The sequence below is a fragment of the Pseudomonas sp. NFACC08-1 genome, assembly GCF_900106735.1.
Taxonomy (GTDB): Bacteria; Pseudomonadota; Gammaproteobacteria; order Pseudomonadales; family Pseudomonadaceae; genus Aquipseudomonas; species Aquipseudomonas fluorescens_Q.
Map to the genome: position 1 here is coordinate 791,841 of NZ_FNNL01000001.1, position 13,008 is coordinate 804,848.

General features: G+C 61.7%; 10 protein-coding genes. 5 read left to right on the forward strand and 5 right to left on the reverse strand.

The features are described 5' to 3' along the window. Positions 1-10: 10 nt before the first annotated feature. From rsmA to BLU76_RS03670, 4 genes are read right to left on the reverse strand one after another with little or no spacing between them, the layout of a single operon-like run. A complete protein-coding gene (rsmA, locus tag BLU76_RS03655) occupies positions 11-829 on the reverse strand; it encodes a 16S rRNA (adenine(1518)-N(6)/adenine(1519)-N(6))-dimethyltransferase RsmA (RefSeq protein ID WP_018607222.1) in 819 nt (272 codons plus the stop codon). Next, the gene (gene pdxA / locus BLU76_RS03660; protein WP_092221552.1) at positions 826-1,815 is read right to left on the reverse strand and encodes a 4-hydroxythreonine-4-phosphate dehydrogenase PdxA; all 990 of its coding nucleotides are present in this window, start codon (positions 1,813-1,815) and stop codon (positions 826-828) included. The genes rsmA and pdxA overlap by 4 nt, the downstream gene beginning before the upstream one ends. Then, positions 1,812-3,128 (reverse strand): peptidylprolyl isomerase SurA, encoded by a 1,317-nt coding sequence (gene surA / locus BLU76_RS03665; protein ID WP_013694355.1) that lies wholly within the window; start codon positions 3,126-3,128, stop codon positions 1,812-1,814. The genes pdxA and surA overlap by 4 nt, the downstream gene beginning before the upstream one ends. Next, positions 3,109-5,907: an LPS-assembly protein LptD gene (locus BLU76_RS03670; protein WP_092221554.1), complete on the reverse strand. Its 2,799-nt coding sequence runs from the start codon at positions 5,905-5,907 to the stop codon at positions 3,109-3,111. Before BLU76_RS03670 ends, surA begins: the two co-directional genes overlap by 20 nt. A gap of 130 nt (positions 5,908-6,037) precedes the next feature. Here BLU76_RS03670 and BLU76_RS03675 point away from each other — a divergent pair, with 130 nt between their 5' ends. The 3 genes from BLU76_RS03675 to BLU76_RS03685 are packed head-to-tail and all read left to right on the forward strand — an operon-like array spanning position 6,038 to position 8,500. Continuing rightward, positions 6,038-7,063 carry an aminoglycoside phosphotransferase family protein gene (locus BLU76_RS03675; protein WP_063324112.1) on the forward strand — a complete coding sequence of 342 codons (1,026 nt, stop codon included), beginning with the start codon at positions 6,038-6,040 and terminating at the stop codon, positions 7,061-7,063. Then, positions 7,060-7,731 (forward strand): N-acetylmuramate alpha-1-phosphate uridylyltransferase MurU, encoded by a 672-nt coding sequence (gene murU / locus BLU76_RS03680; protein WP_063324113.1) that lies wholly within the window; start codon positions 7,060-7,062, stop codon positions 7,729-7,731. The genes BLU76_RS03675 and murU overlap by 4 nt, the downstream gene beginning before the upstream one ends. Position 7,732: 1 nt before the next feature. Next, positions 7,733-8,500, forward strand: a complete 768-nt coding sequence (locus tag BLU76_RS03685; RefSeq protein ID WP_072342471.1) for a TerB family tellurite resistance protein — start codon at positions 7,733-7,735, stop codon at positions 8,498-8,500. Between the two features lie 172 nt (positions 8,501-8,672). Here the strand turns inward: BLU76_RS03685 and BLU76_RS03690 are convergent, their stop codons facing one another. Beyond that, a complete protein-coding gene (locus tag BLU76_RS03690) occupies positions 8,673-9,665 on the reverse strand; it encodes an alpha/beta hydrolase family protein (RefSeq protein WP_092221556.1) in 993 nt (330 codons plus the stop codon). A 74-nt stretch (positions 9,666-9,739) separates the two neighbouring features. Between BLU76_RS03690 and BLU76_RS03695 the strand changes: the two genes are divergently transcribed. Both BLU76_RS03695 and BLU76_RS03700 read left to right on the forward strand, forming a co-directional pair. Further along, positions 9,740-12,136 (forward strand): PAS domain-containing sensor histidine kinase, encoded by a 2,397-nt coding sequence (locus BLU76_RS03695; RefSeq protein WP_092221558.1) that lies wholly within the window; start codon positions 9,740-9,742, stop codon positions 12,134-12,136. 124 nt (positions 12,137-12,260) lie between these two features. After that, positions 12,261-12,890: a response regulator gene (locus BLU76_RS03700; RefSeq protein WP_003206156.1), complete on the forward strand. Its 630-nt coding sequence runs from the start codon at positions 12,261-12,263 to the stop codon at positions 12,888-12,890. Positions 12,891-13,008 lie beyond the last annotated feature (118 nt).

Here is a 13,008-nt window from a genome sequence, read left to right on the forward strand (position 1 = left end):
CGTCACCCGTTCAGTTGGCGTCGACTTGCGGGGCGACCTGTTCACTGAGTTTGTCGGCCAGGCGCACGAACGCTGCCAGGTCCAACTGCTCTGGGCGCAGGCTGCCATCGACGCCGGCGGCTTCGATTTCGGTGCTGCTGAGCAATAGTTTCAGGGTGTTGCGCAAGGTTTTGCGGCGCTGGTTGAACGCTTCGCGTACCACCCGCTCCAGCAGGCGATGATCCTTGGCCGGGTGCGGCAGGACGGCATGGGGCACCAGGCGGACAATGGCCGAGTCGACCTTCGGCGGCGGGTTGAACGCGCCCGGGCCTACGTTGAACAGGTGTTCGACCCGGCAATGGTACTGGACCATGATCGACAGGCGACCCCAGTCACCACCGCCAGGGCCGGCGGCGAGACGCTCGACCACTTCTTTCTGCAACATGAAATGCATGTCGCGGATCAGGCCGGCGTTGCTCAGCAGGTGGAAGATCAGCGGCGTGGAGATGTTGTACGGCAGGTTTCCCACCACCCGCAGGCTGTTCGGTGCAGCGTTCAGGCTATTGAAGTCGAACTTCAGCGCGTCGCCCTGGTGCAGGCTGAAATTGCTCCTGCCGGCGAACTGCTGGTTGAGGATCGGAACCAGGTCCTTGTCCAGTTCCACCACGTCCAGTTGTGCGCCGCTGTCGAGCAGGCCCTCGGTCAGGGCGCCCTGGCCCGGGCCGATTTCCAGCAGGCGGTCGTCGGGCTTGGCCCGGATCGAACGCAGGATGCGATCGATCACGCCGGCGTCATGCAGGAAGTTCTGGCCGAAACGCTTGCGCGCGCGGTGTTGGTATTGCTCGGTCATAAATGGGTCTCGGCCATCTGGTAGGCGGTTTCCAGCGCGACTTGCAGGCTGCCGGTATCGATCTTGCCGCCGCCGGCCAGGTCCAGGGCAGTGCCATGGTCCACGGAGGTGCGGATGATCGGCAGGCCCAGCGTCACGTTGACCGCCGCGCCGAAACCTTTGTACTTCAGCACGGGCAGGCCCTGGTCGTGGTACATCGCCAGCACCGCGTCGCAGTGCTCCAGATATTTGGGGGTAAACAGAGTGTCGGCAGGCAGCGGGCCACGCAGGTCCATGCCCTCGCTGCGCAGGCGCTCCAAAGTGGGTTCGATGATGTCGATTTCTTCACGGCCCAGGTGTCCGCCTTCGCCCGCGTGGGGATTGAGCCCGCAAACGAGGATGCGCGGCCGGGCGATGCCGAATTTTTCCTGCAGGTCGGCGTGCAGGATGCGCGTGACCCGCTCCAGGCGTTCCGGGGTGATGGCGTCGGCGACGTCCCGCAAGGGCAGGTGAGTGGTCACCAGGGCCACACGCAGCCCACGGGTAGCGAGCATCATCACCACTTGCGCGGTGTGGGTCAGGTCCGCCAGGAATTCGGTGTGCCCGGAAAAGGCAATCCCGGATTCGTTGATCACGCCTTTGTGCACCGGTGCGGTGATCATGCCGGCGAAGGCACCGTCCAGGCAGCCCTGGCCGGCGCGGGTCAGGGTCTCGAGGACGAACGCGGCGTTGGCCTTGTCCAACTGCCCTGTGACGACCGGAGCACCCAGAGGCGTATCCCAGACATACAGGCTGTTGGCGGGCGCCGGGACGTCCGGCCAGGCCTGCGAGGTCACGGGCAACAGGTTGACGACCAGCCCCAGTTGCGCGGCCCGCTCAAGGAGCAGGTCGCGACTGGTGATGGTAATCAGGGGGTGTGGCTGGGCTTGCGAGGCGAGCAGCAGGCACAGGTCGGGACCGATGCCGGCTGGTTCGCCGGGGGTCAGCGCGAAACGCTTGGGTTTCACTGCGCTGCCTGGTCTGCACCAGGAAGTTTGATTTCAACGTAGGCTTCGTCGCGAATCTGACGCAGCCAGGTTTGCAGCTCTTCGTCGTATTTGCGGTTGCGCAAGACAGTCATTGCCTGCTGTTCGCGAGCCTGGGTGGTGCTGTCAGTGGCGCGGCGGCCAAGGACTTCCAGCACGTGCCAGCCATAAGGGCTCTTGAACGGTTTGGACAACTGGCCTTGCGGCGTGTCGGCCATGACCTGGCGGAACTCGGGAACCAGTGCATTGGGGTCAACCCAATTCAGGTCGCCGCCGTTGAGGGCCGAGCCCGGGTCTTCGGAAAAACTCTTCGCCAGTTCAGCAAAGTCTTCGCCCGCTTCGATGCGGTCGTAGAGTTTCTCCGCCAGGCGCTTGGTCTCGGCTTCGCTGCGAATCTCGCTTGGCTTGATCAGGATGTGGCGAACATGGACTTCGTCACGGACCTGGGTTCCGCCACCGCGTTTTTCCAGCACTTTCAGGATAATGAAGCCACCAGGGGTGCGTGCTGGCTGGGTGATGTCGCCCACGGCCATGGCGCTCAGTTCACGGTCGAACGGAGGCGGCAGTTGAGCGGGTTTTCTCCAGCCCATGTCACCGCCTTCCAGGGCGTTGTCGCTGCCCGACTTGGCAATGGCCATCTGACCGAAATCAGCGCCTTGCTTGAGTTGCTGGTAGACATCCATTGCCTGGCGATAAGCGCTCTGGATCGCTTCGGAGTTGGCGCTTTCCGGGGTCGGAATCAGGATGTTCGCCAAGTGCAACTCTTCGGAAAGCTGCATCTTGCCCAGGTCCGAGGCGAGGAAGTTTTTCACTTCCTGCTCCGACACCTGGATGCGTTCGGCCACACGGCGCTGACGCACACGGCTGATGACCATTTCGCGGCGGATCTGATCACGGGCGTCCTCGTAGGAGAGGCCGTCGCGAGCCAGGGCGGCGCGGAACTGGTCGATGCTCATGTTATTGCGCTGGGCAATGGTGCCGACGGCCTGGTTCAGTTCTTCATCAGTGATGCGAATGCCGGAGCGTTCGCCGATCTGCAACTGCAGGTTTTCGACGATCAGGCGTTCAAGCACTTGCTGGTCCAGTACGCCTGGTGGCGGCTGGCCACCGCCGCGCTTGGCGATGGTTTGCTGCACTTCATGGACGCGCTGGTCCAGCTGGCTCTGCATGACCACGTCGTTATCGACGATGGCCACCACTTTATCGATGGACTGTACCGCGGCATTGGCCGCAGTACCCAGGAACAGCGCGCCCAGCATCAGCGGGCGCAGACAATCAGAAAGCTTGGTCTTCACGTTCACGATAACCTTGGATGCCTTTGTCGAGGAAGCTCTCTACCTTGGCGCCAGTAAGGCCGCCGAGTCCCTTCAGAACAATTTGGAGGAAGATGCCGTGGTCGCCTTTTTCGTTTTCCGGGGCGGCTTGACTGAACTCTTCGTAGTCGACCCAGTAACGGTTGATCAGGCGCAGTTTCCAGCAGCAGTTGTCATATTCGAAACCACCGAAGGCTTCCAGGGTACGGTTGCGGTTGTAGTCATACTGCCAGCGGCTGATGAGGTTCCACTGCGGCACGACTGGCCAGATGACCGAGAAGTCGTGCTGCTTGATCTTGTAGTAGTCCTTTACGTAGCCCGGTGTGCCCGGTGTGCCGTAGTCGCCGCCGCCCACGGACCATTGACCCGTAGTCTGGTCGTAACGGACCTGGTCGTTGCGATAGCGATAACCGGCGTTGATAACCTTGTTCGGGTTGTCTTCAGGCTGGTAGTGGAACATCGCGCTGCCCGAGCGAGGGCTATGGGTGTCCGGGTCCCAGTTATAGGTAGCAGTAGTGCGCCAGTCGCGGTTCCAGCGGAATTCGTACTCCAGTGCATAGGGAGATACGTCGGACTTGGCATCTTCGCGCGTATTGAAATCGATGCCTGGCAGTTGAACTTCGCGGTCCTTGAAGTAAAAGGCCTGGCCGACGCTGACGCGCTGGCGCTCGAATCCGTTTTCCTGGATCCAGCGACTGGTCACGCCCAGGGAGAGTTTGTTCTCGTCGCCGACACGGTCGGAGCCAGAGAAACGGTTGTCCCGGAACAGCGAGGAGTAGCTGAAGGTGGATTCGCCGGTGTCGAAAACCGGAATGTCGCTCTGATCTTTCTCTGGGACATAGAGGTAGAACAGGCGTGGCTCCAGGGTTTGGCGGTAGTTACTACCAAACCACTGGGTATCCCGGTCGAAGTACAGGCCGCTGTCGATGCTGGCGATTGGGACGCCGCGATTCTGACTGCCGCTATACGTGCCGCGCAGACGATCAGTCTCGGCGGACTGTGCGGCGATCTGGGATTTGCCAGTGCCGTCCAGGTCCAGATCATATTGGGTGTATTGGTATTTGAGCGACGGCTTGATGAAGCCGTAGGTGGCTTCCATCGGCAAGCTCATGACTGGCGCCAGATTCAGGCGAGTGCCGTTAGCCCGCGCCAGTCCGCGAACGTTGGTGTCCAGCCACGGCTCGGTGTTGCCATCCTCATCGGTATAGTTGCCAGTCCGCAAATCACGATCAAATCGCACCAACTCTGTCTTGTACTCGAAATCCAGGCCATACGGATGTTCGGGCAGGGAGCCATTGAAGGTGATCTGGGGCAGGCGATTATAGGGCGTGATTTTCGAAATCGTCGCCATCTGATAGGCCTGGGCATTCACGCGTGCCGTGTAGTTGTCGCCGCGATAGCTGACAGCGCCTTGCTGATTGACGTAATCACTGGACTCGACACCAATCTGATCGCTTTCAAGATCCTGGAAGTAATACGGATCGCTGATCTTGGTGTAGTCGACTTCCGTCAGCACGCGCGAGTCGAGGCCGCCCTTGTGCTGCCAGTTGTACATGTAGCGGGTCTTGTCGTAGTCGCTTTGCCCGCTGCGCTCATCGTCCTCGTCGTTGAGGTACGCAGCACCGAACTGACCTTCGCTGGATTTGGTCAGGTAGCGGAATTCGCCTTCCATCAACAGGCCGCGCTTGGCCATGTAGCGCGGATACAACGTGGCATCGTAGTTCGGCGCCAGGTTGAAGTAGTACGGGGTGACCAGCAGGAAGCCGGTGTCGCTGCCGCTGCCGATGGTCGGCGGCAGGAAGCCGGACTGGCGACGGTCGTCGATCGGGAAGTAGATGTACGGTGTGTACAGGACCGGGAAGTCCTTGACCCGCAGCGTCACGTTGGTCGCGGTACCGAAGCCGGTGGCCGGGTTCAGGGTGATGTTGTTGCCCTTGAGCGTCCAGGCGTTGCTGTTCGGTTCGCACGTGGTGTACGTACCGTCCTTGAGACGGATGATCGCATTCTCTGCACGCTTGGCGTACAGCGCGTTACCGCGGATACGCGACTTGTGCATCACGTATTCGGCGTTGTCGACCTTGGCTTCGCCGGTGTCCAGCTGTACATCGGCATGGTCGCCGACGATCAGTGCACCGTTGTCGCGAACGCGGACGTTACCGCTCAGCTCACCGCGGTTCTCAGCCTGGTACAGGCTGGCCTCGTCGGCCTCGACCTGCATGCTGCCCTGGCGCATGACCACGTCGCCGGCCAGGGTCGCCACCTGTTCTTCCTGTTGATAGCGCGAAGCCTTGGCGCCGAGGAAGGTAGGAGCGTCGCTCTTGGCCGTCTTGTCGTTCATGCCAGGACGGGTCGGCTCGATATAGGCACCCGAGCAGTAAGGGCCGGTTTCAGCCAATTGCGCCGGGGTAAGGTTCTCCCGTGGAACCCAATCCAGGTGACTGTAGTCTGCACTGCGCGACTTCAGGCCGCGGCCCTTGGCTTCGGTAACGAGCATCGGCTTTTCGCCGGCTTCCTCGCCCGAGCTGCTGTCGGCCGGAGCCGCGCCGCTGTCGGAAACCGCACTGCCGTCATGCACGGGACGCGGCGGCAACGCGGCGGCCGGTGTCTTGGGTGCACAGTCCCAGGCACCCGAAGCGGAGACGGAGCAGTCATACTGCTGCGCCGCGACGACGAATGAAGAGGCCAGGGGTTGCAGGGCCAGCAGACTGCCGGTGACCAGCAACGGAAATTTTTTACGAAACGCGGGGGATTTCAATGCCATCTTATTAGTCCGGGCTTCCTGCGTGCCATCTGCCCGCGGTGTGGGCCGCACGCCTCTCGATGGTCTGAAAAAGATGCTGGATAATAAAGCATGACCCGCTTGACGGCTAGCGCCGTCGGAGACCCTTGCAATGCCCGACCAAGATGTACGCTTGCAACACCTGAAAGTTTGGCTCGATGAACAACTGCCGATCCTTTTCACTCAACAGGGCTGGGGCCCCGTACCCCCGGCCACGTTGACCGCCGCCAGCAGTGACGCGAGTTTTCGGCGTTATTTCCGCTGGGAAGGCGAGGGTCGCAGTTTGATCGTAATGGATGCGCCACCGCCCCAGGAAAACTGCAAACCCTTCGTGGATATTGCTTTTTTGCTGGCGAAATCCGGCATTAACGTGCCAAAAATTTATGCCGAAGACCTTGAGCGCGGCTTTCTTTTGCTCAATGACTTGGGCAACCAAACCTATCTGGACGTGATCAACGGCGAAAATGCCGACGATTTATTCCGCGATGCCCTGCAAGCCTTGCTGGCTTTCCAGCAACTGCCAATGGTTGCGCCGTTGCCGAGCTACGATGTCGCGTTGTTGCGTCGGGAGCTGGAATTGTTCCCCGAGTGGTACGTCAAGCGCGAGCTGGGGATTGAATTGGATTCGGCCCAGCAGCAGCTCTGGCAGCAGGCCAGCGAGCTGCTGATCGACAGCGCCCTGGCCCAGCCCAAAGTGCTGGTGCACCGGGACTACATGCCACGCAACCTGATGCTCAGCGTGCCGAACCCCGGCGTGCTGGATTTTCAGGATGCCGTCTATGGTCCCGTTACCTACGACGTGACCTGCCTGTTCAAGGACGCTTTCCTCAGTTGGCCCGAGGCGCGCGTGCGCGGCTGGCTGGAGAGTTACTGGCAGCAGGCCGGCGCCCTCGGCATTCCCGTGCAGCCGGACCTCGAGGACTTCCTGCGGGCCAGCGATTTGATGGGTGTGCAGCGTCATCTAAAGGTCATCGGGATCTTCGCGCGCATTTGTCATCGTGATGGCAAGCCACGCTACCTCGGCGATGTGCCGCGATTCTTTGCTTATATAGAAGCGGTCATTGCCCGCCGTCCGGAACTGGCACCGCTCGATGAACTTCTGGGCAGCCTGCGGCAATCGGCCGGAGCAACGGCATGAAGGCGATGATTCTGGCGGCAGGCAAGGGCGAACGCATGCGCCCCTTGACCCTTACCACGCCAAAGCCGTTGATTCGCGTCGGTGGTGTTCCCTTGATCGAATACCACTTGCGGGCGCTGGCCAGGGCCGGATTCACCGAGATCGTGATCAATCACGCCTGGCTCGGTCAGCAGATCGAAGATCACCTGGGGGATGGTGCACGGTTTGGCGTGAGCATTCGGTTTTCCCCTGAAGGCGAGCCGCTGGAAACCGGCGGTGGAATCTTCCGGGCCTTGCCGCTGCTGGGCGATGAAGCGTTTGTGGTGGTGAACGGCGATGTCTGGACCGACTACGACTTCAGCGCTTTGCGCCGGCCGCTCGAAGGGTTGGCGCACCTGGTGCTCGTCGATAATCCCGAGCATCACCCAGACGGCGATTTCGTCCTGGTCGACGGAAAGGTTCACGATAGGCACGCCCCTGCCGACAACCTGACCTATAGCGGCATCGCCGTTCTGCACCCGCGGTTGTTCGACGGTTGCGCGGACGGTGCGTTCAAGCTCGCACCGCTGTTGCGCGCGGCCATGGCCGAGGGACGCGTCAGTGGCGAGCACCTCAAAGGGCATTGGGTCGATGTCGGCACCCATGAACGTTTGGCGCAGGTCGAAACCTTGATAGAAGCGAGCGGTTGATATGTGGTGGCCAGGGACTCTGATTGGAGCCGGGGCGGGCTTTGCCATAGCCAGCATTCCGGGGGCCATGCTTGGTGCGTTATTAGGACAAGCGTTGGATAGGCGCCTAAACGTGCAAAGCTGGGAGCAGCTTCGTGAGCGTCTGGGCGGGCGCCCAGCATTGCGCAACGATGAATTGTTGTTTGTGTTGCTGGGGCGTTTGGCGAAAAGCGATGGGCGTGTGGTCGACGGTCACATCCAACAGGCTCGCCAGGAAATGCGGGCCCTGGACCTGAGCGAATCGGCGCAACGCCGGGCCATCGCTGCATTCAACCGGGGCAAGTCTGGAGATGTCCGCCTACGCGGTTATCTGCGCCGTCTCAGCACCCAGCCGCATGCGGCGGAAGGCGTGCTGCGGGCCTGCTGGCGAATGGTTTGGGCTGATGGCAAGGCGGGCGTCGGCGAGCGTGAATTGATTGCCCGGTGGGGCAAGTGGCTGGGCTGGACCCAACAACAGGTCCAGGCATTGGCCAGCGATTACGAACCGCACAAACTGTCGCTGCCCAGCAGTGGGGTGACGTATCAGGAGGCGTTGCGTTTGCTGGGCGTTTCCGCCACGAGTGAGCCGTCGCAGATCAAGCGAGCCTACCGACGATTGCTCAGTCGCCACCATCCGGACAAGATTGCCGGTAGCGGGGCAACGCCCTTGCAGGTGCGTGAAGCCACTGACAGGACTCGGGAGTTGCACAACGCCTATCGCTTGATACGGGAACGGCGGAATTTCCGGTAGCGCCACTATCCCCTGTGGCGAGGGAGCTTGCTCCCGCTGGAGCGCGAAGCGGTCCCCAAAGCGGGCACTGCGGTTCTTCGTAAAGACCCGGATTGCGACTGCTGCGCAGCCGAACGGGAGCAAGCTCCCTCGCCACAGGAGGGTGGGCGCCGACATCCCGAACGGGTCAGCCTTACTCCCCCGCCTTCTGCGGATTCAACCAACCCCGGACCCGACGAAACAGCTGCTCCTGCTCCGCCGCCGGGTTCGGCAGGGCCTTGAGGGACACCTGGCTGAAGGTCGAGCCTTTCAAGCGTTTGCTCGCCTGCAAGCGCTCCAGCGCCGCGTTTCGATCCAGCGGCTTGTCCATGTAGAAAATGTCGGCGGTCGCCAGTTTCAAGGTCGAGGTCAGTTCGGCCAGGGCCGGCTTGGCGGTGGCCGGGGTCTGGGCGGCCACCATCACGAAGCGTTCGACTTGTGAGGGCTGCTTTTCACTCAAGTAGCGCGCTGCCCAATAAGCGCCAGTGCCATGGCCCAGCAGCACGATACGGTGTGCGCTTTGCTGTTCGGCGTAGGCCAGGGCTGCATCGATACGGGCGAAGATGCGCTCGGCGTCGGCCTTGGCATGTTCTTCATCGGTTTGGTCGACGACGGGATCTGCCGCATCGGCTTCGCCGCCTGCGGCCTGTTCGATCGGCGCCGCAGTGGTGGCGTCCGGTGTTGCGGCAGCGGTGTCGGTCGGCTTGGTCTCGGGCGGTGTTTCTACCACGCGCGGTGCAATGACGTCGCTTTGCAGGTCCGGCAGGGTGATACTCAGGCTGCTCCACTCAACATCTGGCAATTTTTTCCGCAAAGGGCCGATAGCTTGAGGCCAGTCAGCTGTTTCGCCGGCGCCGGGGATTATGATGACTGCGCCTCTGGGGTCGCCGGTATTGGCTGGTTTCCACAGTGCCAGGAAGGCATCGCTGCCGGTCTGTAACTGTTGTTGTTCCTGGGCCGGGACTCTTCGTTCAAGTGCGGTCGCCTCTTCCTGGCTACGCTCGAGCAAGGGTTGGCGCTCGACGGGTTTTTCCTCGGCAGGTTGCTGCGCGGCGGGCGCCGTTTCGCTGGCCTGTACAGAAAAGGCACTTGGCAGGATCAGCGACAGGCACAATGCTGGCAACGCCAGGCGATAAACAGAGGGCATTGGATATTCCATGACCAGAAGTATTTCCGGCAGCCTAATGGGTTGGTCAGTATTTGTCAGTGCATGAGACTTCGATGATGCGTTTTTGCTGCCTGTGGGTTATCGGCTGTTTATGGCTTCCCTTGATGGCGTGGGCCGCGCCCGCACCGTCGACGCATGGGGTGCAATTGAATGCGGGACAGCGCCAATGGTTGGTGCAACATCCGCAATGGCGGGTCGGCCTGGTATTGCAGGCGCCCTATGCCCAATACGACCGGCGCCTGCAGCGTTTGTCCGGCACTAACGTCGAGTTGATGCAATGGCTGGGCAAGGCGTTGAACGTCGAGCTCACCTGGCGCAATTTCCAGGACCTGGCACAACTGGAAGCAGCGGTGCGCGCCGGCGAGGTGGACGTAGCTCCGGGCCTGACCCAATCCCCGGGCGGGCTCAAGCTCTGGCAGTTTTCCGATCCCTATATGCGAGTGCCGCAACTGATCGTCGGCGCGCAGAAGGGCGCCGAAGGGGTGGAGTTGGAAAAACTCGACAGCCAGGCCCGGGTCGCGGTGCGCATGCCCAGCGCGACGGCCGATTACCTGCGCAGCAACTACCCGACGCTGAATCTGCAAGGTGTGCCGATGGAGCGCGAGGCCCTGCAATTATTGCTGACCCAGCAGGCTCGATACGCGGTGGTCGACGAGGCACAGCTCGGGCGGTTGATGGTCGAGCCCGAATTCGCCGAGCTGGCGGTGGTGGGCGACATCGGCCTGCCGCAGTTGCTGCGGGTTGCCACACGCCGGGACTGGCCGGAACTGGCCGAGATCATCGACAGCGGTTTGCAGGCGATCCCGGCCAAGGCGCTGGAGCAATTGCACAGCCGTTGGCTCAAGCCAAAGTATCCACGCCTGACCGAGACCCCGGGCTTCTGGCAGAACTTGACCCTATTGATTCTGGCCCTGCTGCTCAGCAGCGTCTCCATCGTGTTCTGGCAGCGCCGCCAGCAACGCGCACTGGAGCGTCGTCTGCGTGCCGCGAGGGAGGACATCGCCCAGCGTACGGCCAGCGAAGAAGCCTTGCGCCTGACGCAGTTTTCCATCGATCAAAGTACGGTCGGCATCCTCTGGGTCAATTGGGACAGTCACGTGCGTTATGCCAACCGAGCGGCTGAAACCATGCTCGGGTATGCCTCGGGCGCCATCATCGACCGCCCCTTGATTGACTTCGAGCCGGGTTTGCACATGGATCGCTGGCTGAACCTGTGGAAGCGCGCCCGGGCCAGCGAAGATGGGCCGCAGAGTTTCGAAACCGAATGCGTGCGAGCCGATGGCAGCATCTTGCCGGCTGACGTTTCCCTGAGCTTCCTGCGCTTTCGCGACGCTGAATACCTGGTGGTCTACCTCAATGATGTGACCGAGCGCCGACGAGCGCTGGCGGCGTTGCGCGAAAGCGAAGCGCGGTTGCAAGGTATTGCCGCTAATGTGCCAGGCCTGGTCTTTCGCCTGGAGCGGGCGCCGGTGACCGGCCAGATCGACTTTGCCTACATCAGCGAAGGCAGCGAAAGCCTGGTGGGTTATTCCCCTGCAACCCTGGCCCGCAGCGACACCGGGCTGCGCAGCCTGGTGCACCCGCAGGACAAGGCCGATTACCACCGCACTCAGGACCAGGCGCTGGACACCGACAGTGACTGGTCATGGCAAGGCCGCATCCTGACCCGCGAAGGCCAGGAGCGCTGGGCCGAGATCAAAGCGATCACCCGCCGTCTCGAAGATGGCGCCTATGTCTGGGACGGAATCGTCTGGGACATCACCGAAAGCAAGCGCATCGAACTGGAGCTGGCCAGCTCACGGGAACAGTTGCGCGAATTGTCAGCGCACCTGGAAAGTGTGCGGGAAGAGGAAAAGGCGCGCATTGCCCGGGAGGTCCACGACGAGCTGGGCCAGATGCTGACGGTGTTGAAGCTAGAAACATCCATGTGCGAATTGGCCTACGCGCAACTCGACCCGGGCCTGCATGAGCGGCTTAATAGCATGAAGCGCCTGATTGCTCAGTTGTTCCAGCTGGTGCGGGATGTGGCAACGGCGCTCCGCCCGCCGATCCTGGATGCTGGCATTGCCTCGGCCATCGAATGGCAGGCTCGGCGTTTCGAGGCGCGTACGCAGATCCCATGCCTGGTGCAGGTGCCGGACAACCTGCCGGCCCTGAGCGACGCCAAGGCCATTGGCCTGTTCCGGATTCTCCAGGAAGCGCTGACCAACGTGATGCGCCATGCCCAAGCGCATACTGTAGAGCTGACGCTGGTTCAGGAGGGCGACGAATTGTGTCTGACCGTCAGCGACGACGGTGTAGGATTTATTGCCGATACGAGTCGGCCAACCTCCTTTGGCCTGGTCGGCATGCGTGAACGAGTATTGATCATGGGCGGGCAGTTGACCCTGGAGAGTGAGCCGGGGGAGGGGACGACCCTGTCGGTGCGGGTGCCGTTGCATGAGGCCTGATGGGGTGGGTTGCCTGGGCGGGCCCAATCGCGAGCCAGCTCGCTCCACATTGATTGAGATGTACACATACGCCCTGCGGGAGCGAGCTTGCTCGCGATGAGGGATCCTGAATCTGGAGAACAATGTGATCCGTGTACTGGTAGCCGAAGACCACACCATCGTCCGTGAAGGCATCAAGCAACTGATCGGCCTGGCCAAGGACCTGGTGGTGGTAGGGGAGGCGAGCAATGGTGAGCAGTTGCTCGAAACCTTGCGGCATGTGCCCTGCGAAGTGGTGCTGCTGGACATTTCCATGCCCGGCGTCAACGGCCTGGAGGCGATCCCACGGATCCGGGCGCTGAACAACCCGCCGGCCATCCTGGTGCTGTCGATGCATGACGAAGCGCAAATGGCCGCCCGTGCCCTGAAGGTCGGCGCCGCCGGCTACGCGACCAAGGACAGCGACCCGGCCCTGCTGCTCATGGCGATTCGCAAGGTCGCGGCCGGCGGACGCTATATCGACCCGGACCTGGCCGACCGCATGGTCTTTGAAGTCGGCCTGACCGACACGCGACCGCTGCACTCGCTGCTGTCCGAGCGTGAATTCTCCGTCTTCGAACGCCTGGCCCAGGGCGCCAACGTCAACGATATCGCCCAGCAACTGGCCCTGAGCAGCAAGACCATCAGCACCCACAAGGCGCGGCTGATGCAGAAGCTCAACATCACCTCATTGGCTGAGTTGGTGAAGTATGCGATGGAGCACAAGTTGCTCTGAGCTTCAGCGCTCCCACAAGGTTTTGTCTCGGCATATCCATTTGCGACACACGCCAACAGCGCTTTTGCCCCTGCTTGCAGCTTGCCGCTCATCACTTGCCGCTGCCCTTATCCAATCC